This window comes from Paraburkholderia sp. RCC_158 (assembly GCF_041355255.1).
GTDB lineage: Bacteria > Pseudomonadota > Gammaproteobacteria > Burkholderiales > Burkholderiaceae > Paraburkholderia > Paraburkholderia graminis.
Genome location: NZ_JBFUPM010000007.1, coordinates 153,717 through 175,652, shown reverse-complemented (window position 1 = coordinate 175,652; position 21,936 = coordinate 153,717). Strand labels below are relative to the sequence as shown.

The 21,936-nt window shown below is 64.3% G+C and carries 20 protein-coding genes; 11 read left to right on the top strand and 9 right to left on the bottom strand.

What is annotated here, in order from left to right; all coding sequences use genetic code 11:
* Positions 1–16: 16 nt before the first annotated feature.
* The 4 genes from AB6809_RS16290 to purT form a co-directional block, all read right to left on the bottom strand.
* Complete coding sequence (locus tag AB6809_RS16290; RefSeq protein ID WP_006048354.1) at positions 17–1,669, bottom strand: acetolactate synthase large subunit; 1,653 nt, start codon at positions 1,667–1,669, stop codon at positions 17–19.
* Between the two features lie 281 nt (positions 1,670–1,950).
* Positions 1,951–2,307, bottom strand: coding sequence for an MliC family protein (locus tag AB6809_RS16285; protein WP_029969966.1), 357 nt, complete (start codon positions 2,305–2,307; stop codon positions 1,951–1,953).
* A 22-nt stretch (positions 2,308–2,329) separates the two neighbouring features.
* Positions 2,330–2,578 (bottom strand): DUF6726 family protein, encoded by a 249-nt coding sequence (locus AB6809_RS16280; RefSeq protein WP_029969968.1) that lies wholly within the window; start codon positions 2,576–2,578, stop codon positions 2,330–2,332.
* 86 nt (positions 2,579–2,664) lie between these two features.
* On the bottom strand, positions 2,665–3,888 hold the full coding sequence (purT, locus tag AB6809_RS16275) for a formate-dependent phosphoribosylglycinamide formyltransferase (protein ID WP_029969970.1): 1,224 nt from the start codon (positions 3,886–3,888) through the stop codon (positions 2,665–2,667).
* A 252-nt stretch (positions 3,889–4,140) separates the two neighbouring features.
* Here purT and AB6809_RS16270 point away from each other — a divergent pair, with 252 nt between their 5' ends.
* Positions 4,141–4,689 carry an META domain-containing protein gene (locus tag AB6809_RS16270; RefSeq protein ID WP_006048358.1) on the top strand — a complete coding sequence of 183 codons (549 nt, stop codon included), beginning with the start codon at positions 4,141–4,143 and terminating at the stop codon, positions 4,687–4,689.
* Positions 4,690–4,859: 170 nt separating this feature from the next.
* Positions 4,860–9,470, top strand: coding sequence for a DNA translocase FtsK (locus AB6809_RS16265; protein WP_371026868.1), 4,611 nt, complete (start codon positions 4,860–4,862; stop codon positions 9,468–9,470).
* 138 nt (positions 9,471–9,608) lie between these two features.
* On the opposite strand, the gene AB6809_RS16260 is transcribed toward AB6809_RS16265, so the two are convergent.
* Entirely contained in the window at positions 9,609–10,901 is a 1,293-nt protein-coding gene (locus AB6809_RS16260; RefSeq protein ID WP_029969973.1) for a lactonase family protein, read from the bottom strand.
* Here AB6809_RS16260 and AB6809_RS16255 point away from each other — a divergent pair.
* Both AB6809_RS16255 and AB6809_RS16250 read left to right on the top strand, forming a co-directional pair.
* A complete protein-coding gene (locus AB6809_RS16255; RefSeq protein ID WP_171800279.1) occupies positions 10,841–11,026 on the top strand; it encodes a hypothetical protein in 186 nt (61 codons plus the stop codon). The genes AB6809_RS16260 and AB6809_RS16255 overlap by 61 nt on opposite strands.
* A 116-nt stretch (positions 11,027–11,142) precedes the next feature.
* Entirely contained in the window at positions 11,143–11,295 is a 153-nt protein-coding gene (locus tag AB6809_RS16250) for a DUF3096 domain-containing protein (protein ID WP_006048361.1), read from the top strand.
* A 223-nt stretch (positions 11,296–11,518) separates the two neighbouring features.
* Here AB6809_RS16250 and AB6809_RS16245 read toward each other — a convergent pair whose 3' ends face one another.
* A complete protein-coding gene (locus AB6809_RS16245; RefSeq protein WP_006048362.1) occupies positions 11,519–11,764 on the bottom strand; it encodes a hypothetical protein in 246 nt (81 codons plus the stop codon).
* Between the two features lie 253 nt (positions 11,765–12,017).
* Between AB6809_RS16245 and AB6809_RS16240 the strand changes: the two genes are divergently transcribed.
* Both AB6809_RS16240 and AB6809_RS16235 read left to right on the top strand, forming a co-directional pair.
* Complete coding sequence (locus AB6809_RS16240; RefSeq protein WP_029969974.1) at positions 12,018–13,934, top strand: glycoside hydrolase family 15 protein; 1,917 nt, start codon at positions 12,018–12,020, stop codon at positions 13,932–13,934.
* A gap of 181 nt (positions 13,935–14,115) precedes the next feature.
* On the top strand, positions 14,116–15,393 hold the full coding sequence (locus AB6809_RS16235) for a polyhydroxyalkanoate depolymerase (protein ID WP_029969975.1): 1,278 nt from the start codon (positions 14,116–14,118) through the stop codon (positions 15,391–15,393).
* 110 nt (positions 15,394–15,503) lie between these two features.
* Here the strand turns inward: AB6809_RS16235 and AB6809_RS16230 are convergent, their stop codons facing one another.
* Complete coding sequence (locus AB6809_RS16230) at positions 15,504–16,136, bottom strand: TetR/AcrR family transcriptional regulator (RefSeq protein WP_006048365.1); 633 nt, start codon at positions 16,134–16,136, stop codon at positions 15,504–15,506.
* A 301-nt stretch (positions 16,137–16,437) separates the two neighbouring features.
* On the opposite strand from AB6809_RS16230, the gene rsxB reads away from it, so the two are divergent.
* The 3 genes from rsxB to AB6809_RS16215 all read left to right on the top strand — a co-directional run bounded on the left by rsxB (position 16,438) and on the right by AB6809_RS16215 (position 18,604).
* A complete protein-coding gene (rsxB, locus tag AB6809_RS16225) occupies positions 16,438–17,349 on the top strand; it encodes an electron transport complex subunit RsxB (RefSeq protein ID WP_029969976.1) in 912 nt (303 codons plus the stop codon).
* 40 nt (positions 17,350–17,389) lie between these two features.
* Positions 17,390–18,034: an endonuclease III gene (nth, locus tag AB6809_RS16220; protein ID WP_029969978.1), complete on the top strand. Its 645-nt coding sequence runs from the start codon at positions 17,390–17,392 to the stop codon at positions 18,032–18,034.
* 135 nt (positions 18,035–18,169) lie between these two features.
* The gene (locus AB6809_RS16215) at positions 18,170–18,604 is read left to right on the top strand and encodes a DUF1841 family protein (RefSeq protein ID WP_006048368.1); all 435 of its coding nucleotides are present in this window, start codon (positions 18,170–18,172) and stop codon (positions 18,602–18,604) included.
* Positions 18,605–18,699: 95 nt separating this feature from the next.
* Here AB6809_RS16215 and AB6809_RS16210 read toward each other — a convergent pair whose 3' ends face one another.
* The gene (locus tag AB6809_RS16210) at positions 18,700–19,083 is read right to left on the bottom strand and encodes a c-type cytochrome (protein WP_006048369.1); all 384 of its coding nucleotides are present in this window, start codon (positions 19,081–19,083) and stop codon (positions 18,700–18,702) included.
* A 58-nt stretch (positions 19,084–19,141) separates the two neighbouring features.
* On the bottom strand, positions 19,142–19,510 hold the full coding sequence (locus AB6809_RS16205; RefSeq protein WP_006048370.1) for a c-type cytochrome: 369 nt from the start codon (positions 19,508–19,510) through the stop codon (positions 19,142–19,144).
* A gap of 312 nt (positions 19,511–19,822) precedes the next feature.
* Here AB6809_RS16205 and AB6809_RS16200 point away from each other — a divergent pair, with 312 nt between their 5' ends.
* On the top strand, positions 19,823–20,665 hold the full coding sequence (locus AB6809_RS16200; protein WP_006048371.1) for a MoxR family ATPase: 843 nt from the start codon (positions 19,823–19,825) through the stop codon (positions 20,663–20,665).
* 56 nt (positions 20,666–20,721) lie between these two features.
* Positions 20,722–21,897 carry a VWA domain-containing protein gene (locus AB6809_RS16195; protein ID WP_029969980.1) on the top strand — a complete coding sequence of 392 codons (1,176 nt, stop codon included), beginning with the start codon at positions 20,722–20,724 and terminating at the stop codon, positions 21,895–21,897.
* Positions 21,898–21,936 lie beyond the last annotated feature (39 nt).

The window sequence follows — 21,936 nt, the reverse complement described above, 5'->3', positions numbered from 1 at the left end:
CCCGAACCCGCGCCGCTCACAATTGCGCGGACAGCCGCTTGATCTCGCGGTTCAGCACGCGCTCGTTATCCGAATAGTCAATGGGCAGGTCGATCACATGCACGCCCGGCGTCGCGAAACACTCGCGCAGCAAGGGCGCGAACTGCTCCGCCGATTCAATCCGATGCCCCTTTGCGCCATAGCTCTGCGCATACGCGACGAAGTCCGGATTCGCCAGCGTCATGCCGTAGTCGGGGAAGTTCATGTTCTCCTGCTTCCAGCGGATCATGCCGAACGCGTCGTCGCGCAAGATCAGGATCACAAGATCGAGCTTCAGACGCACGGCCGTTTCGAGTTCCTGTGAGTTCATCATGAAGCCGCCGTCGCCGCACACGGCCATGACCTTGCGCTCCGGATGCACGATCTTGGTGGCGATGGCCGACGGCAAGCCCGCGCCCATCGAGGCCAGCGCGTTATCGAGCAACAGCGAATTCGGTTCGTGCGCGCGGTAATAGCGCGCGAACCAGATCTTGTACATGCCGTTGTCCAGACACACGATGCCGTCCACCGGCGTGGTCTCGTACACGTCGTTGACCACGCGCACCGGATACATCGGAAAGCGGTCGTCGTGCTGGCCTTTCACCAGATGCGCCTCGAAATGGTCCTTGATCTCCTTGAAGCGCGTGAAGTCCCAATGCTCCTGACGCTCCTTGAGGCTTTCCTTCAGTTGCCACACCGCGTTGGCGATGTCGCCGACCACCTCGATCTGCGGGAAGTACACCGTGTCCACTTCCGCGCCGAGGAAGTTCACGTGAATCACCGTTTTCTCGCCGGCCTCGCCGCTGCGCATGAAGAACGGCGGCTTCTCGATCACGTCATGCCCGACGTTGATGATGCAGTCGGCGTGATCGATCGCGCGATGCACGAAGTCGCCATCGGACAAGGTCGCGTTGCCGAGCCACATCGGATGCGATTCGTCGATCACGCCCTTGCCCATCTGCGTCGTGAAAAACGGAATGCCGGTCTGGTCGACGAATTCGCGCAGCATCTTCGTCGTGGTCTTGCGATTGCCGCCCGCGCCGATCATCAGCAACGGATGCTTCGCTTTCGTGATCGCCTCGACCGCGCGCGCGACCGCTTTTTCTTCCGCGACGGGACGCCGGCTGTAGCTCTTCGGGATCGGCTTGCCGTCGCCCTCTTCATGCGCGACGTCCTCGGGCAGTTCGAGATGCGTGGCGCCGGGGCGCTCTTCTTCCGCCTGCCGCACCGCTTCGCGCACGGCCGCCGGAATATTCGCGATGGACACGATCTGGCGCGTGTATTTGGTGAGCGGCTCCATCATCCGCACGACGTCGACGATCTGAAAATGGCCCTGCTTGCTCGACTTGATCGGCTTCTGGCCGGTGACCATCAGCATCGGCATGCCGCCCAGTTGCGCGTACGCGGCCGCGGTCACGAAGTTGGTGGCGCCGGGGCCGAGCGTCGCGAGACAGACGCCCGTGCGGCCAGTCAGGCGTCCATAGGTCGCGGCCATGAAGCCCGCCGCCTGTTCGTGACGCGTCAGGATCAAACGGATTTTCGAGCGGCGCAGCGATTCTAGAAGATCGAGATTCTCTTCACCGGGGATGCCGAACACGTACTCGACACCTTCGGCTTCCAGCGATTTGACGAACAGGTCCGATGCTTTCATGGAGGGTCTCGCTTGATGGTACGGACGCGGACGTGAAGCCGGGCCGTGGGTGAGCGGAAACGGACTTTCGGAGACTCGGGGCGACTGCAAAGACGGTGATGATCGCGACGACGGCGACCGTCGCGGCGACGCGCCGAAGGTCACGCCGGACAGCTTACTACTCAGGGGGAAATGATGCGCGCACGCTGGCAATGCTGCGTGGCTGAAGAAAGAAACAGGCGGCTTCGACGCGCCGCTCGATGATGTCGAGCGGGCGCGTTCAGCCGAAGCTCACCCTAAGCTCAGCGATTGAGCGTAATACAGTCGGACAAAACCGGCGTTGCGTCCTCGCCGGCCATGACGTCGTAGAGATCGGCGCGCGGGCCCTTGGTCCACCACGTATAGCTGCCGGCCTGATATTTCACGCCCGACGCCGCTATCGTGTTGACGAACAGCAGTTGCTTGCCCTTCACCGGCACGAGCGCGAAGCTCTGGCCATTGGCCGTGTTCCAGTAAGTGACGTGCAGAATCTTGCCGGTCGCGCACGTGTATTTGCGCGTCTGGCGGCTTTTGGCCTGAACCTCGTCGAGTTGCGAGGGCGCGGCGAACGTATAGCCGCAGATCGCCGCGAGGCTCACTGCAAGCAGCGTTTTTTTCATTGGATGCCCCGGTCGTTGCGGATCAAGGGTCGATGACATCGGCGCAGGCGTCGGTCGGTGCGGCGGCTACGTGTCCGACCACCGGCACGATCTTCAGCCCCGCCGACGCAATGCGGCACGGCGCGGCCGCGAGTCCGCAGCCCGTCAATCCGGCGCACAGCGCGAGCAGCACGCCGAGAGAACCAAGCGTGCGGACAGAGCCGGCCGCGGTGCGCCGCGTTGCCACGCGCGCCGCTTCGTAACTGGATTCCTGCGGGGATTCCTGCGACATACCTACCTCGACTTCAATGAACCCGCGATTCGTTCGATGGGCTCGGATCATTCACACCAGCTTTGCGGACATAAGCCCGGCGCACATCATCGCGCGGATTTCGCGGACACCGGATGCACCGCCGCCGCAGCCTCTTTCGCACGCGAGCGTGCTTCGCCGATGTTCTCGCCGGTCGCGAGCGCAACGCCCATGCGGCGCTTGACGAAACTCTCCGGCTTGCCGAAGAGACGCAAGTCCGCATTCGGCACGGCAAGCGCGGCGGCGACGCCTTCGAATGCAATGCCGGCCTCGTCGAGCCCGCCGTAAATCACGGCCGACGCACCCGGCGCACGCAACGACGTGTCCACCGGCAAACCGAGAATCGCGCGCGCGTGCAGTTCGAATTCCGAAAAGCGTTGCGAGCACAACGTGACGAGGCCTGTGTCGTGCGGACGCGGACTGACTTCCGAGAACCATACGTCATCGCCGCGCACGAAAAGTTCCACGCCGAAGAGTCCACGCCCGCCGAGCGCGGCCGTGACCTTGTGCGCGACTTCGCGCGAACGCTCGAGCGCGAGCGGGCTCATCGGCTGCGGCTGCCACGATTCGACGTAATCGCCCGCGACCTGCACATGGCCGATCGGATCGCAGAAATACGTGGCGACTTCGCCGTTCGACGGATCGACCGCGCGCACGGTCAACTGCGTGATCTCGTACTCGAAATCGATAAAGCCTTCGACGATCACGCGCCCATGATTCACGCGGCCGCCGGCCATCGCGTATTGCCAGGCCGGTTCGACGTCCGCGTCGCTGCGCAGTACCGACTGCCCTTTACCCGACGACGACATGACCGGCTTCACGACGCACGGATAACCGACTTTCGCGATGCCCGCGCGCAGTTCATCGAGCGAATCGGCGAATGCATACGGCGAGGTCGGCAAGCCCAGTTCCTCGGCGGCGAGGCGCCGGATGCCTTCGCGGTTCATCGTGAGTTGCGTGGCGCGCGCGGTCGGGATCACTTCGGCGATGCCGTCGCTTTCGATCGCGGCCAGCGCGTCTGTCGCGATCGCCTCGATTTCCGGCACGATCAGATGCGGACGCTCCTGTTCGACAAGTGCGCGCAGCGCGGCGCGGTCGGTCATGTCGATCACGTGCGAGCGATGCGCGACCTGATGCCCCGGCGCATTCGGATAACGGTCGACGGCGATCACTTCGACGCCCAGCCGTTGCAGCGCGATGATCACCTCCTTGCCGAGTTCGCCCGCGCCGAGCAGCATGACGCGCGTGGCGGATTCAGAAAGGGGCGTGCCGATCCGTTGGCCGATCTGCATGAGGTCTCCAGATAAAAGTCGGATGAGGGTGGGATTGGGTGGAACACGATGTTAACATGCGGACCCCTCGCCGCGGCTTGCTCGCGGCGCCCGGTTTTAATCCGCACGCGAAGCGCAACGGGTCGCTACATGACGCCGCACGGCGCGGCGCACGCAGGCAGCGCCTAGTCAGTTCGCGCCAATGTCCACGAGCGCGCCGCGCGCCGAGTGCGTTACCCTTACGCCTTTGCCAGTTTGAAGAGGAACGACGCCATGCAACCACGCTTGTCCACGCGACGTCTTGCGCGCATCGCCCCTTACGCGCGCACGGCCCTCGCCGCGTTGAGCGTCGCGGCGCTGCTCGGCGCATGCGCGATTCCGAAACATCCGGATTCGGAAGCAGCCGCGCCTGACCCGTTCAACCCCGCCGCGACGCAATTGCTCGATGACACGAGTTGGACGCTCACCGCGTGGAAACAGTCGGACGGCACGGCGCGCACGGTTCCGTTCGCGAACCTCGGCACGCCGATCACGCTGACGCTTTCGACCGCCGGAGGCCAGCGGCACGCGAGCGGCTTTTCCGGCTGTAACCGCTATATGGGCTCGTACGCGCTGAAGGACGGCAAGCTCTCGTTCGGCACACTCGGCGGCACGCGCATGGCCTGCGCGACGCCGGGCGGACAGATCGAAAGCACTTATCTGAACGCGCTCACGCATATCGCGCGAACCGGCGTGCAGATGCGCGCGCCGCAGCAGATGCAGCTCGTGCTCGACAACGGCGATACGCTGGTGTTCGAGCGCAGCGGCAGTAGTGACAAATAAGCGGGAAATAGTGGCGAAGCGAACGGCGCGTGAGTTCGAGTTGTCCGGCGCGCCGCCCGCTTTGCACGAGGACGCAGGCATACTTGCGTCCGCCTTCGAAGCGTTGCGCTTCGCCGGTTTAAACTCGACGGATTGCGTTTTTGCCAGTCCGTCATTCGTCGATGTCTAGTATGCACACGGTAGTTTTCGGCTGGTTCGGCGGGTCGGCCGTCTGGTTCATTCCTCTCATCTGGCGGCTCATCAAGTCGATGTTGCCGGGCGGCGCGGGCTTGCGCGGCCCCGGCACGATCCGGCTATGGCTCGGCTTCGTCTCGGCGATGGTGGCGAGCTGCACGCTCGAGGCGTCGCTGATCGGCGCGGCCGGTATGAACGCGATCGGTCACGCGCTTGCCGCGGGCTTCGGCCATCTGCTCGGGCATATCGGCACGCCGCTCGCGGCGCTCGCGCTCTTGGTCGTCAGCCTGCCGTGGCTGATCGGCTTTCACTGGAGCGAGTTCCTCGCGTGGGCGGACGGCGCGTTCGGCCTCGGCCTCGCGTCGCGCGGTCTTGCGAAACGCGACGACGAAGCGCGCCGCCATCGCGCGCTCGACGACGGCGCGCCGCCGCACATCTCCAGTTCGATGAACACGATGGCGCCCAAAAGCAAGGGGCGCTACGCGCGGCCGACCGTGTGGCGGCCGCCTGTCAAGGGACGAGCTGCGGGTGGTGCGGCTGTCGGCGGTGCGGGTTCGGTGGCGGCTGGACCGGCTGCTGGCCGGGACGCGGGGACGCGCGCGGCTGCGCAAGGGTGGCGTGGCGGGCAAGGTGTGACGCGGGGCCAGGTTGCGCCGGTTGAGCCGGTGTTGCGGACTGGTAGTGCGGCGCCGGTGCGGCAGGCTTCGGGGCAGACGCCGGTGTCTGCGTCCGGTGCTGGGAAATCGGGTTGGTCGCCGGCTGAGCCGGTTGCGCCCGCTGGGTGGTTGCGGGAGGGGAGTCCGCGGTCGGGGGCGGGTGGTGCGGGTTCGGTTGGGAAGGTCGGCGTTGGTGGCGTTGGTGGCGTTGGTGGTGTTGGTGGTGTTGGTGGCGTCGGTGGTGTTGGTGGCGTCGGTGGCGTCGGTGGCGTCGGTGGCGTTGGTGGCGTTGGTGGGGCTGCGTCGGTGGCCGTTGGCCGCGCGGCTCGCGAGCCTGCAAGCGGTGGATCGTTGCTTAGCGTAGCCGCCGCTGGTGTTTCAGGTGCGGGCGCGACTGCCGCCTACGGCGCGTCGGGCCTTGCTGCCCGTGAAGGCGCAGCAACGGGCGCGACGCCGGCTAGCGTGGACGTCACTGCACGTCCGCTAGCGAACCGAACTACCGCGCCGCTCAATCGCGCGGTATCGCCAGCGCACGGGTTGTCGTCGGCTGCGCGCGTGGAGGATGCCGCGGCGGCCTCGGGCGTGCGCCGTCCGTCATCGACGGCGCCGGCCTTTACGAGGCCGATGGCCGCCGCCGAAAAAGTCACGCCGCCCGCCAGCGTCCAGGAGACGCTGCGCAGCATCGCGGAAAACGCCGCACGTTGGACGGATATGGCCGGCGTCAGCCTCGCGCGCAGTAGCGGCGCGGAAGGCGCGAAAATCGCGGCTGTCAATGTAGCGTCGAAGGGGCTGACGGGCGCGGGTTTGGTGGGCGCGGCGAGCGAGGCGGCTTCGGGAGGCGGCGGGGTCGCTTTGGGAGGTGGCGGAGCTGCTGCAGATTCACAAGGCAGCGGAGTCGAAGCCACTTTGGCACGCGCCGGAGTCGAGGCTGCTTCACGAGGCACCAGCGTCGATGCCGGTTTGGTAGGCGGCGGAGTCGCGGCCGATTCACAAAGCAACGGAGTCGATGCCACTTTGGCACGCACCGGAGTCGATGCCACTTTGGCACGCACCGGAGCCGACGCTGGTTCACCATGCGTCGAAGTCGACGCCGCTTTGGGACGTGCGCGAGTCGACGCGCCGTTCTCTGACGCGCACGCCCTTTCGCGCGACGCTGCGGAATCCGCATCGTCGACGAGAGATGCGTCGCGCCAGCAGTCCGATCATCGTGCCGAAGACGCTTCTATCGCGCCGACCGTTCAATCGGCATCGCCTACGCCCGCGGAAACGTCGCTGAAAACGGCTCTCGAAACGCCGACTCGCGCGCCGTGGACTGAAACGCAGCCCTCTGCTGCGGCCAGTCCCGAGCCAGTCGTGCAATGGCCGATCGAACCGCCTGTCATTCAAACACCGGCTGGCGCACTGACCGACCAAGCTGTACCTTCCGCGCCCGCGTTCCAGCAGGCAGCGTCTATCACGCCAGCGACACAGCCCGCAGCAGAAGCGCCCGCGCGGACAGCAGTCGCTGAACCGACATCTGCTTTTGCATCGACGGTCGCCCCGCCGGTTGCGCCAACGACGCACGTCGCCCCGCCGCTTGCTCGCACGCCGTTCGGAATCTTCGCGAGCCGGTTGCAGCAAACGGATGCGCCGTCGGAGACACCGCCGTGGGAACATGAAGCACGTTCATCGACGGAAGAACGGGAAGAGGACGCGCAAGAAGACACGCGCGGTGTAGCAAGCGCAAACGCGAGCACGGACACCAATCCCGACACGGACCCGAACCGCGATCCGCAACGCGAACTACCCGCTGCGCCGCCTGCGGACGACGCACGGTTCATCGCATCAGACAACGGTTCGTCGCTGCCGCATGCCGCAAGTGCAAGTGCAAGTGCAAGTGCAAGCAAAGACGCAGCGGCAGGCGCAGCCACGTCGTCGTCGGCCGATAGCGACGCGCTCGCGTCCCCTCCTCTCTCGCACGTCGAACCGAGGCTCGCTGATGTCGACAGCCCGCAAGTAGCCGAGCTCGCCGCCGCACCCGAGCAAACCATCGCACCGCCGACATCATCGAACGTCGTGCGCTTCCCGGGTCTCGCGACGCCGATGCAAGCGCAGACGGAGGCACATGCACCGACGCACGCCGCGCCGGTCCAGCACAATAGCTTCACTGCGCCGCCGCCCGCTGCACTCGTTCAGCCGACGCCTGGCCAAAGTCATGGCCTCTTGGCACCGCTCGCTCAAGCGAACGCTGAGCGCGAGCCGACGCCCGCCCAAAATCCGGGCCTCTTGGCATCGTCCGCTCAGGCTCACGCTCAAGCTCAAGCTCAAGCTCAAGCGAACACCGAATTCCAGCCGACGCCGCCCCAAAACCCAAGCCTCTCCGCACCACCCGCTGAGGCGCCGGCCCAACCAACCACCGAACCGCAACGCACGCCCCTGCGCGGCCACGGTCCAACCAACGGCTTCGAATTCCACGCGCCGGCTGCGTCGATGGTCGAACTGCCCACGCTCGACCTGCTCGCGCCCGCGGACACCCACATCGAACCCGTCTCCGAGGAGAAGCTCATCGAGACAGGCCTTCTGATCGAGCAACGACTGCAGGAATTCAAAGTGCCGGTCACGGTGGTCGGCGCATCGGCCGGTCCCGTGATTACGCGCTTCGAAGTGGAACCGGCGCTCGGCGTGCGCGGCAGCCAGATCGTCGGCCTGATGAAGGACCTGTCGCGCGGTCTCGGACTCACGTCGATCCGCGTCGTCGAAACGATTCCCGGCAAGACCTGCATGGGGCTCGAGTTGCCGAACGCGAAGCGCCAGACGATCCGCCTGTCCGAGATTCTCGAAGCGAGCGTCTATCAGAATTCGCACTCGCAACTCACGCTCGCGATGGGCAAGGACATCACCGGCCATCCGGTCGTCGCCGATCTCGCGAAGGCGCCGCACATGCTGGTCGCGGGCACGACGGGTTCGGGCAAGTCGGTCGCGATCAACGCGATGATCTGCTCGCTGCTCTTCAAGGCGACGCCCGAGGAAGTGCGCCTCATCATGATCGACCCGAAGATGCTCGAGCTGTCGGTCTACGAAGGCATTCCGCATCTGCTCGCGCCCGTCGTCACCGACATGAAGCTCGCCGCCAATGCGCTGAACTGGTGTGTCGGCGAAATGGAGAAGCGTTATCGGCTGATGTCCGCAGTCGGCGTGAGAAATCTCCCTGGCTTCAATCAGAAAATTCGCGATACCGAAGCGAAAGGCAAGAAGCTCGGCAATCCGTTTTCGCTGACGCCCGAGGCGCCCGAGCCACTCGCGCCGCTGCCGCTGATCGTCGTTGTAATCGACGAGCTTGCGGACCTCATGATGGTGGCGGGCAAGAAGATCGAGGAACTGATCGCGCGGCTCGCGCAGAAGGCGCGCGCCGCCGGCATCCATCTGATTCTGGCGACGCAGCGGCCGTCCGTCGACGTCATCACCGGGCTCATCAAGGCGAACATTCCGACGCGCGTCGCGTTCCAGGTGTCGTCGAAGATCGACTCGCGCACGATTCTCGACCAGATGGGCGCGGAGTCGCTGCTCGGCCAGGGCGACATGCTGTTCCTGCCGCCGGGCACGGGCTATCCGCAGCGCGTGCACGGCGCGTTCGTCGCGGACGAGGAAGTGCATGCGATCGTCGAATATCTGAAGCAGTTCGGCGAGCCGCAATACGAGGAAGGCATTCTCGACGGCCCTGCGACCGACGGCGGCGCGGCGCAGGACCTGTTCGGCGACTCGCCGGATGCGGAAGCCGATCCGCTTTACGACGAAGCGGTCGCGTTCGTGGTGCGCACGCGGCGCGCGTCGATTTCGTCGGTACAGCGGCAGTTGCGCATCGGCTATAACCGTGCGGCGCGTCTTGTCGAACAGATGGAGACGGCCGGGCTCGTGTCGGCGATGGGCATCAACGGCAGCCGCGAAGTGCTCGCGCCCGGGCCGGCGGAATAGCGCGCAGACCGCCGGCAAATTGCCGGCAGCAGCCATGCGCGTGCATGACGCCGGTTAGCGGCGCCGCATGAACCACCAGCCACGAACAGGGGCCGCTCGAAGCGGCCCCTGTTCGTTCAACCTGCAGCCTCGCCTCCCTCACGACGGCGACACCAGCTTGAAGTCCACCGGCGAGCCGATCTCGATCCGCTTAGGATTCGCTTCCAGCAAACCGCTCTGCTGATCGCGCCGGAACACATAAACGGTATCGCTGTTCTGATTGCCGACGATCAGCCACTTGCCGGTCGGATCGATTGCAAATTCGCGCGGCGACTTGCCGAGACTCGATTGACGCCCGATCTTCTTCAGATGTCCATTCGTCGGATCGACGGAGAAGATCACGATCTCGTTCGCATCGCCGCGATTGGTCGCGTAGAGAAAGCGCCCGTCCGGCGACAGATGAATCGCGGCCGCGCCTACCGCGCCCTTGAAGCCCGGCTCGGTCAGCGAGATGGTCTGGACCTGCGTGAGCTTGCCGTCGGCGTAATTGAACGTGCTGACGGTCGCGGCGAGTTCGCTCGTCAGGTACGCGTGCTTGCCGCCGGCGCCGAAAACCAGGTGCCGCGGGCCGGTGCCCGGCTTCTCCTGCGTGTAGCGCCAGTCGGTCGGACTGAACAGACCGCGGCTGCCGTCGGCCGTGTAGCGGTACGAGTACAGCTTGTCGGCGCCGAGATCCTGCGCGAAAAGATAGTGCCCGTCCGGAGAAAACACCGTCGAGTGCACGTGCGCGTTGTCCTGGCGCCCCTTGACCGGACCGCTGCCTTCATGATGCACGGTCAGCACCGACGAGCCGAGCTGCCCGTCAGCCTGCACCGGCAAAACGGAGAAGCTGCCGCCCGGATCGGCCGCGACCGAATAGTTCGCGGCGAGCAGATATTTGCCGTCCGGCGAGAGACTCAGGTAGCACGGGTCGTTGCCATCGGCGGAAACCTTGTTGAGAAAGGTCAACTGGCCGCTCGCGGCGTCGAAGCGAAACGCGCTGACGCCGCCGCGCTGGCTCGCCGGTCCGTTGTCGCCGGGCAGCTCGTTAACCGCGTAGACGAAGCGGCGGTCGCGGCTCACCACCAGGTACGACGGGTTCACCGTCTGCGCGACGGACACGCGTGTGGCGTCGCCCGTCTTCGTGTCAAAGCGATAGACGTACAAGCCTTCGCTCTTGCCGCCGGTGTAGGTGCCGACCAGCAGGTTATAGACGCCGTCGGCGGGAGCGGAACCGGCACCCGAACCGGCGTCTTGCGCGAACGCGGGCGAAGCGGCAATCGAGACCATGAGCGCGAAACCTTTTATGATCGAGCGGGCGGAGTGCATGGGAGACCACGCGCGCACGCGTCGTGAAGAAGACCGGTCAGGAGCTGGCGCGGCAGGCACAGCGTCCCGGTGACGAAGAAGCATACGACCTCCTCTACGTGGGTTATGAAAGCAAAGCGGTTGTCATCGTGCCTCTGGTCTGCCGCGCCGAAGTCGAGCGTTATTCTTGTCGGGCAAGTATAAAAGCGTTGCAACGGATCATGCAGTGAAGCGGCCCGCCGCGTCGCCGCGGCGAATCGTCGGCGGCATGACGACTGCATCGGTAGCAATTGCCCTGCCTCTCGGGGACGTTTTTAATCGCGTGTCACCACACTACGGAGTTTTCATGAACATCACATTGAGCCTGGGCCCGCTGGTTTCGCTGATCGCCGGCATTCTGATTCTCGTGATGCCGCGGCTGTTGAACTACATCGTCGCGTTGTATCTGATCATCATCGGGATCATTGGTATTTTTGGCGTGGGCTCGTCGCACTTCTGAACGGAGAAGCCGGGCGCAGGACGGCCCGGCTTTTCTCGTTGGCAAGAGACGTGGATGCAGCGGGAAAGGATGCCGTAGGGGGAGCAACGGCGCGCGAAGACGCACGCGCGCCGGCGCTACCGCACCGTTCATCGTCGCGGGTTAAGCGATAGATATCATGCGTTCAAACGGCACAGCGCATCCGGCCGCAGCCGGACGCCGACACCTGCGTCGCAGACGCGACTCAGCCGTTCGAAAGCTGTTCGAGACGCCAGCGCCCCTGCAGCGACAACGCGCCGACGGCATAATGGCCGTCACCTTCCTGATAGCGCCGGAAGCAGGCGCGCTCGATCAGAAAGCTCGCGGCGGTCTGCATGCCATTGCGGCTCAGACCGAGGCGGCTATGATCGAGTGGCAGCATGGAATCGTCCGCGAGTTGGCTCGCGGCGGAGAGAATCGTGATGCAGTCGGATTTTGACGGATTCAGCATGGCTTTCGTCCTCCAAACGGCGTGTGCATGCGCGATGGGCAAGCCGGCTTCGCAAACCCGAAAGTTTTAGGCATCGGCTGGATTACTGATTGTAGGCAGCCATTTGACAATTACAACCCGCGTTTTGCCGCATTGTGTGCGGTGAACCAAACTGCAACCCGCAAGTCCGGAAGAAACCAGTGGGGCGCAGCCGAACTTGCCGCGCCCGCTACTCAAAACGATCAACGTACATTAGGTATCGAAACGCACGGCCATGCCCGCACTCATCGAAGACTATGCGCTCATCGGCGACGGCCACACGGCCGCGCTCGTCTCACGCGAAGGTTCCGTCGACTGGCTCTGCTGGCCGCGCTTCGACTCCGGCGCCTGCTTCGCCGCGCTGCTCGGCACGCCGGACCACGGCCGCTGGCTGATCTGTCCCGACACCGGCAGCGGCACCGAGACCGACGCCGACAGCGGCAGCGACACGCCGCCGAAAATCACCCGCCGTTATCGCGGCGAAACGCTGATCCTCGAGACCGACTTCGAAACGCCCGAAGGCGCGGTCACGCTCGTCGACTTCATGCCGCCGGGCAACGGCTGGTCGGAGATGGTGCGCATCGTCGTCGGCAAGCGCGGCACCGTGCGCATGAAGATGGAACTGGTGCTGCGCTTCGACTACGGCTTTTCGATTCCGTGGGTCGACCGCCTGAAGCACGAGAGCGGGATTCGCGCGATCGTCGGTCCGGACAACGCGGTGCTGCGCACGCCCGTCGATCTGCGCGGCGAGAACATGAAGACGGTTGCCGAGTTCACCGTCAGCGAAGGCGAGCGCGTGCCGTTCTCGCTCGCGTACTCGGCCTCGCATCTGCGGCTGCCGCCCGCGCGCGATCCGCATACGGCGCTGGCCCGCACCGAGAATCACTGGCTCGAATGGTCGGCGCGCGGCACCATCGAAGGCAAATGGGCCGAGCCGATTCGCCGCTCGCTGATCACGCTGCGGGCGCTCGCCTACGAACCGACCGGCGGGATCGTCGCCGCGCCCACGACGTCGCTGCCGGAACAGCTCGGCGGCACGCGCAACTGGGACTACCGCTACTGCTGGCTGCGCGACGCGACGATCACGCTGCTCGCGCTGATGCGCGGCGGCTACTACGACGAGGCGCGCGCCTGGCGTACCTGGCTCGGCCGTGTAATGGCCGGCGCGCCCGACCAGTTGCAGATCATGTACGGGCTGGCCGGCGAGCGGCGCCTGACCGAGTACGAGGTCGACTGGCTGCCCGGCTATTGCGGCGCGAAGCCGGTGCGGATCGGCAACAACGCGGTCGGACAGCTCCAGCTCGACGTGTATGGCGAAGTCATGAACGCGCTGCATCTCGCGCGGGTCGGCGGCCTGCAGGCAGACGACACCGCGTGGAACGTGCAGTGCGCGCTGCTGCGTCACCTCGGCACGATCTGGCAGCAACCCGACGAAGGCATCTGGGAAACGCGCGGCGGACGCCAGCATTTCACTTTCTCAAAGGTGATGGCGTGGGTCGCGTTCGACCGCGCGCTGGCATCGGCGGAAATGTTCAATCTCGAGGGGCCGCTCGACGAATGGCGCGCCACCCGCGCGCAGATTCACGCGGAAGTCTGCGACAAGGCGTGGAACGCTTCGCGCAATGCGTTTTCGCAGACCTACGACAGCGATCAGCTCGACGCGAGCCTGCTGCTGCTGCCGCTCGTCGGCTTCTTGCCGCCGCACGATCCGCGCGTGAAAGGCACGGTCGAGGCGATCGAGCGCGACCTGATGCACGACGGCTTCGTGATGCGCTACCGCACCACCGAATTCGACGACGGCCTACCGCCGGGGGAAGGCACGTTTCTGGCTTGTTCGTTCTGGATGGTGGACAACCTGGCGCTGCAAGGCCGCCTCGACGAAGCCATTGCCATGTACGAACGGCTGCTCGGCCTCTGTAACGACGTCGGGCTCCTCGCCGAGGAATACGATCCGGCGGCAAAGCGGCTCGTCGGCAACTTCCCGCAGGCGTTCTCGCATGTGGCGCTCGTCAACACGGGCCTGAACCTGATGAAGCACGAACAGGCGATGGCGCGCGCAACCGGGCAGCCGTCGCATAACGGCACGGAAGATGCTGAACTTAAGGCTGCTGCAAGCCCTGATGGCGGCGCAGCAGCATCGCCAGTAGCATGATTCGATGACATTTTTACGGATCGGCGCCGCCGGAATGCTGCATTGCACAAGTACCCTGCTTTCTATATGATCGAACTGTCTGTCGGCCTATAACCGATCTACCAACAACCAAGAATGGCCAGCCGCAACGCCACATGCGTGTTTGCGAAGCCCCATGCGAACCGCTTAAAACGGAGCACCCATGCTCTATCAACTGCACGAATTCCAGCGGGCTATGCTGAGCCCGCTCACCGCCTGGGCCCAGGCCGCGTCGAAATCGTTCGCGAACCCTGCTAGCCCGCTGGCTTACGTGCCCGGCGCTACCCGCCTCTCGGCCGGTTACGAACTGCTCTACCGGCTCGGCAAAGACTATGAGAAGCCGGAGTTCAACCTCCATCAGATCGTCAAGGACGGCCACAACATCCCGATCATCGAACAGACGATCGTCGAGAAGCCGTTCTGCCGCCTGCTGCGCTTCAAGCGTTTTGCCGACGACAGCGACGCCGTCACGCAACTGAAAGACGAGCCGGTCGTGCTGGTGTGCGCGCCGTTGTCGGGCCACCATGCCACGCTGCTGCGTGACACAGTGCGCACGCTGCTCCAGGACCATAAGGTTTACCTGACAGACTGGATCGACGCGCGCATGGTCCCGCTGGAAGACGGCGAGTTTCATCTGGACGATTACGTCGCCTACATTCAGGATTTCATCCGCCACATCGGCGCGAAGAATCTGCATGTGATCTCGGTGTGCCAGCCGACTGTGCCGGTGCTTGCCGCCATTTCGCTGATGGCGAGCCGCGGCGAAGACACGCCGCGCACCATGACGATGATGGGCGGCCCCATCGACGCGCGCAAGAGCCCGACTTCGGTGAACTCGCTCGCCACGCAGCATTCGTACGAGTGGTTCGAGAACAACGTGATTTTCACCGTGCCGCCGAACTATCCGGGCGTGGGCCGCAAGGTCTACCCGGGCTTCCTGCAGCACACCGGCTTCGTCGCGATGAACCCGGAACGTCACGCGGCTTCGCACTGGGACTTCTATCAGAGCCTGTTGCGCGGCGACGAAGACGACGCCGAAGCGCATCGCCGCTTCTACGACGAGTACAACGCGGTGCTCGACATGGACGCCGACTATTACCTCGACACGATCCGCGTCGTGTTCCAGGAATTCAGTTTGGCCGAGGGCACATGGGACGTGGCCGGCGAACGCGTGCGGCCGCAGGACATCACGAAGACGGCGCTCTTCACGATCGAGGGCGAGCTGGACGATATTTCCGGCGACGGCCAGACCTATGCCGCACACGAGCTGTGCACCGGCATTCCGGAGAAGCACAGGCGTCACTTCACGGCCGAGAAGTGCGGCCACTACGGTATTTTTTCGGGCCGCCGCTGGCGCACGATCATCTATCCGCAGTTGCGCGACTTCATCCTCGAGCACAACAAGGCGCCGAAGGTCGTGAAGGAAAAAGCCGAAGTCTGAACGCGGCTCACGCTATGCAGCATATGAAACGGCCTCCTGACGGAGGCCGTTTGCTTATGCGTGCATCTCGAGGCAATGCGGGTCTATCAAGTCCAACGCAAGCCGCCGCCCTACTTCCGCAACAGATACGCAAGCAGCAGTTCGGTGTTCATCTGAATCACTTCGCTGCGTTCGCCCGGACTGCTGAAATCGCGGCCAAGCGTGGCTTCGAGCGTGAAGCGGTTCGACACGATGTAGTAACCCATGCCCGACAGCGTCACGTAGAAGCGCAGCGGATCGACGTTCGTGCGAAACAGACCCGCGCGCTGGCCTCGCTCGAGAATGCTGCCGAGCGTGGCGACGATCGGCGAAATCATTTCGCGGATGCGCGTGGACTTCTGCATATAACGCGCCTCGTGCAGATTTTCGTTGTTGACGAGGCGCAGCAGTTCGGGATGGTCGCGGTAGTAATCCCAGACAAAATGCGCGAGGCGCGTAACGGCTTCCACCGGCGCAATGCCGTTCAGCTCGAGCGTGCGCTCGGCTTCGTTGAGCGCGCTGAACGCGTGCTCGAGTACCGCCGTGAAAAGCTGCTCCTTGCTACCGAAGTAGTAATAGAGCATGCGCTCATTCGTCTCCGCGCGGCGGGCGATCTGATCGACGCGCGCGCCGAATAGCCCACCATTTGCGAACTCTTCGGCTGCCGCAAGCAGAATGCGGCGCCGGGTGCCTTCAGGATCTCTTTTGATTTTCGGCTGATTCATGGTGGCATGGTCTTCGTGAGCCGCGTTATCCGGATCGCACCGCCGGCCTCTCCTCGGGCCTTGCACCGACAGCACTGGACGGCTGGTTGGAGGGAAAACCCTTCTGCGGTCTTTCGAAAAAGGCGCTTCGATTATGGCACATGGATTGCGGATGGCAATTGGGGAAATCGGCGATAATGTGGTGCTTAGTTCAAGCTATGCGACCGCCCGCCGAGACGCGCTTGAGTCGCCTGCTAGTCGCCTGCTAGTCCTTTGCTAGTCCCCCGCGAGTCCCCTGCCCGGCCTTGCTTCGCCCCACCTTGTGACCGTGACACTGATTAAAACACTCGCAGATCGCATCGAAGATCTGCTTCCCCAGACGCAATGCACCAAGTGCGGTTATCCGGCCTGCCGTCCGTATGCCGAGGCCGTCGCGTGCGGCGAAGCGAGCTACAACCAGTGCCCGCCGGGCGGTGCCGAAGGCGTCGCGCGGCTTGCCGCCCTGCTCGGCAAGCCGGTGATTCCGCTTAATCCCGCCAATGGCGTCGAACGGCCGCGGCCGCTCGCGGTCATCGACGAGCACATCTGCATTGGCTGCACGTTGTGCATGCAGGCGTGTCCCGTCGACGCAATAGTTGGGGCACCGAAACACATGCATACGGTCGTCGCCGAGCTGTGCACGGGTTGCGACCTGTGCGTGCCGCCGTGTCCCGTCGATTGCATTTCGATGCAGCCCGTCACCGGCGAGGCGACCGGGTGGGACGCATGGAGCCAGCCGCAGGCCGACGCGGCGCGCGAACGTCACGAGCGACGCGACGCGCGTCTCGCGCAGGAACGCGAAGCCGCCGAAGCGCGTGTTGCGGCGCGGCGAAGCAGCGCGGGCGCTGTTGGCACGGCTGTTGGTGAACCGCCGGCCAGTGCGCCGCCGGCTGGTGCGTCTGCGTCAGCGGCGGCGGCATCGTCCGCACCTGCAACTGACGACGCCGAAGCGAAGAAGCGCGCGATCATCCAGGCCGCGCTCGAACGCGCCCGCAAGAAGAAGGAAGAACTGGCGGCCAAAGGCCAGGCGCCGTTGAACACCGAGCACGTCAGCGCGGACGTGCAGGCGCAAATCGACGCAGCGGAAGCGCGCCGACGCCGCCTTGGACTCGCCGACAACGACACCGCCAACAACGCCGACACCGCCGCCGCGGACACGCCGCCAAACCCGGCCGGCACGCGCAATCCACGCTAACGCCAACTGCAACCGCCTCTGCCCACTCAGCCCGCCCAGCATGAACGCGAACAAACGCCGCGCCATCTACGAAACGCTTCAGAGCGTCAATCCGCATCCCACCACCGAACTGGAGTACACGACACCGTTCGAACTGCTGATTGCCGTGCTGCTGTCGGCGCAGGCCACGGACGTGTCGGTCAACAAGGCGATGCGCAAGATGTTTCCGGTCGCGAATACGCCGCAGAAGGTGCTTGAACTCGGCGAGGAAGGCGTCGCGAACTACATCAAGACGATCGGCCTGTACCGCAACAAGGCGAAGAACGTGATCGCGACTTGCCGCATCCTCATCGAGCAGTATGGCGGCGAGGTGCCCGAGGACCGCGAGGCGCTGGAAAGCCTGCCGGGCGTCGGACGCAAGACGGCGAATGTGATTCTGAATACGGCGTTCGGTCATCCGACCATCGCCGTCGACACGCACATCTTTCGGGTTGCGAATCGAACCGGGCTCGCTCCCGGCAAGGACGTCCGCGCGGTCGAAGCGGCGCTCGAAAAATTCACGCCCGACGAGTTCAAGAAGGACGCGCATCACTGGCTGATCCTGCACGGCCGCTATGTTTGCAAGGCGCGCCGGCCCGAGTGCTGGCATTGCGCGATCGAACCGCTGTGCGAGTTCCGGCCGAAGACGCCACCGCCCGATCTTTGAGCCGGCGCACGTTCAGCGAACCCACGCTCAGCGGACCACGGCAGCGGCGCGTAAAATGATCGCTTGCCAGCGCCGCATGCTGTGCGCCGCCTGCTTCTCCCACTCTCACTCCCCACTCAAGACACCCGTCCCACGATGTTCAATCCGAGCCGCGACGAAGTCCGTCAATTCTTCACCGAGACTTGGCGCAAGCAGCGCGAAGGCGCGATCCTGACGCCGCTCGAAGCGATGGCCGCCGACTGGATCGCCGAGCATCCCGAGTATCACGCGGAGCTGACCGATGCCGAGGCCGCCCAGGCGCAGGACTACTCGCCCGAGCGCGGACAGACCAATCCGTTCCTGCATCTGTCGATGCATCTGGCCATCAGCGAGCAGTTGTCGATCGATCAGCCGCCTGGCATCCGCGCGGCGCACGAGCGCCTTGCCGCGCGCCTCGGCTCCGCACACGACGCGCAGCACGCGATCATGGAGTGCCTCGGCGAGACCATCTGGGAAGCGCAGCGCACCGGCCTGCCGCCGGACACGGACGCGTATCTGCAACGGATCGAACGGCGCGCGACACGCGACTAACGCCGCACAGCGCGAACCTGAAACCTGTGCGCCAAAGCAAAACACCCCGCGAAAAGCGGGGTGTTTTGCAATCGATCGCTCAAACGGCGGCGCGCTTACTTCTTCTGCACCAGATCGCCCTTCAGCGATTCGACATAAGCGGCGATGTCTTTCATGTCCGATTGCGACAGGCTTTGCACCTGAGCCTGCATGATCGCGTTGTTGCGGCCCATGTGCGGGTTGCCGTTGCCCATTTGATACTGACGCAGCGCCCAGTAAACGTAATCGGCGTGCTGACCGGCGAGCTTCGGATACTCCGGGCTCACCGGCTTGTTCAGGTTCGGACCGTGGCATGCCGCGCAGTTGTGGCTCTCGGACAGCACCTTGCCGTTGCCGGCGTCGGCCGCGTGGGCGACGCTCGCTGCAACCAGACCGAATACTGCCGCCGACGCGCATGCAGCCTTGAACACCGTGTGGAGTGCCTGTTGGGGCTTATTCATGAATTCTCCTATCCCGCGAATTTAATAGCCGTGTGACTGGTTGGATAACCGCAGCCGGTCACTTGTCGGGATTGTTTTTCGATGAGGAATTTTGCGCCGCGTAGTAAGCAGCGATGTCGGCGATGTCCTGATCCGATAGCGACGCGGTGATCGCGTGCATCGTTTCGAAGTGGCGGTCGCCCTTCTTGTAGCCGCGCAGCGCGTTTTCGAGGTACGCCTGGTTCTGGCCGCCTAGCATGGGCACGCGATACACCTCAGGATAAGCCGTGCGATATTCAGGGATACCGTGGCAGCCAATACACATCGCGACCTTGCCCTGGCCCGCTTTCGCGTTGCCGACGACATCCGCTGCCTGCGCACTGGCCGCATAGCCCGCGAGCACCGACAGCGCTGCGATCACGACGTGTTTGCCGACGAATTTGTTCATAGCATGTAACCTGGCTTGAGGGGAAACGGGCGCCCAAAAAGGCAACGGCCCGCGCCGTTTTTCTTATAGGGAGCCACGCAGGCCAAAAAAATCGGGCTAATTGTACCGCGACGCCGCGCCGAACGTCCACCGCGCGGGGCGCACGGCCCGGCGCGGCTGCCTGCGCACGGCGCCGCGCCACGCTGCGTCACGTTTGCGCGGCCACGCGAAGCACCGCCCACAGCGCGGCTGCAACCTTACGCGAGGCGGTTTCAGGGCAACAGGGCTTCTGACTTATACTGGGTTTTTTCCCACGCCAGAGAGCACCTCGCCATGCGTTTCGAAGGCTCATCGCAGTACGTCGCCACCGACGACCTCAAGCTCGCGGTCAACGCCGCGATGACGCTCAAGCGCCCGCTGCTGATCAAAGGCGAGCCGGGCACCGGGAAAACCATGCTGGCCGAAGAAGTCGCCGCCGCGCTCGGCATGCCGCTTCTGCAGTGGCACATCAAGTCGACCACCAAGGCGCAGCAAGGCCTGTACGAATACGACGCGGTCTCGCGCCTGCGCGATTCGCAACTCGGCGACGAGCGCGTCAAGGACATCCGCAACTACATCGTCAAGGGCGTGCTCTGGCAGGCGTTCGAGTCGGACGAGCAAACCGTGCTGCTGATCGACGAGATCGACAAGGCCGACATCGAATTTCCGAACGACCTGCTGCGCGAGCTCGACCGCATGGAGTTCTACGTGTACGAGACGCACGAGCTGATCCGCGCGAAGCAGCGGCCGCTCGTCATCATCACGTCGAACAACGAGAAAGAGTTGCCCGACGCGTTTTTGCGCCGCTGCTTTTTCCACTACATCAAGTTTCCCGATCCGGCCACGATGCAGCAGATCGTCGAGGTGCATTACCCCGGCATCAAGAAGGACCTGCTGGCCGCGGCCATGCAGAGCTTCTTCGAACTGCGCAACGTGGCGGGGCTGAAAAAGAAGCCGTCCACGTCGGAATTGCTCGACTGGCTCAAGCTGCTGCTCGCCGAAGACATTCCGCCCGAAGCGCTGCGCTCGTCGGATCAGAAGCAGATCATCCCGCCGCTCGCCGGCGCGCTGCTGAAGAACGAGCAGGACGTGAGCCTCTTCGAGCGGCTCATTTTCATGAATCGCAATAACCGTTGAATCCCTATTGAGCGATATCGGGCGCTCCTGAGTGCTCGCGCCGCAGAGGACCCAGCATGCTGATCGACTTCTTCTACTCGCTGCGCGCCGCGAAGCTGCCCGTGTCGGTGAAGGAATACCTGACGCTGCTCGAGGCGCTCAAAGCCAACGTGATCGCGCCGTCGCTCGACGATTTCTACTACCTCGCGCGCATGACGCTCGTGAAGGACGAGCAGTATTTCGACAAGTTCGACCAGGCGTTCGGCGCGTATTTCAACGGCGTCGCCAAGGCTTCCGAGCTTGCCTTCGACGTCCCGCTCGACTGGTTGAAAAAGAAGCTGCAACGCGATCTGTCGCCGGAAGAAAAAGCGCAGATCGAAGCGATGGGCGGCATCGACAAGCTGATGGAACGCCTGAAGCAACTCTTCGACGAACAGAAAGAGCGGCACGAGGGCGGCAATAAATGGATCGGCACTGGCGGCACGTCACCGTTCGGCAATGGCGGCTATAACCCGGAAGGCGTGCGCATCGGCGGCGACTCGGCGGGCAATCGCGCGGCGGTCAAGGTCTGGGAAGCGCGCGCCTATCGCGATTATGACGATCAGGTCGAAATCGGCACGCGCAACATCAAGGTGGCGCTGCGCCGCTTGCGCCGCTTCGCGCGCGAAGGCGCGGCCGAAGAGCTCGACCTGCCCGACACGATCCGCAGCACCGCCGCGAACGCCGGCTGGCTCGACCTGAAGATGGTGCCCGAGCGGCACAACAAGGTGAAGGTGCTGATGCTGCTCGACGTCGGCGGCTCGATGGACGATCACATCAAGCGCACCGAGGAGCTCTTTTCCGCCGCGAAGGCCGAGTTCAAGCACCTCGAGTTTTATTACTTCCACAACTGCGTGTACGACTTTCTGTGGAAGAACAACCGCCGCCGTCACGCCGAGCGCACGCCGACGTGGGACGTGCTGCACAAGTTCACGTCCGACTACAAGCTGATCTTCGTCGGGGACGCGACCATGAGCCCTTACGAAGTACTGCAACCGGGCGGCTCCGTCGAATACAACAACACCGAGGCCGGCGCCGTGTGGCTGCGCCGTCTCGCCGATCATTTCCCGCATCACGCGTGGCTCAATCCCGAGCCGGAAGGCTTGTGGGCGTATCGCCAGTCGGTCAGCGCGATTCGCGACGTGCTCGGCCACCGCATGTATCCGCTCACGCTCGCGGGCCTCGAGTCCGCGATGCGCATGCTGAGCAAATAGACCCACCGAGACGCACCCGCCCCACCCGCCCCACTCTCA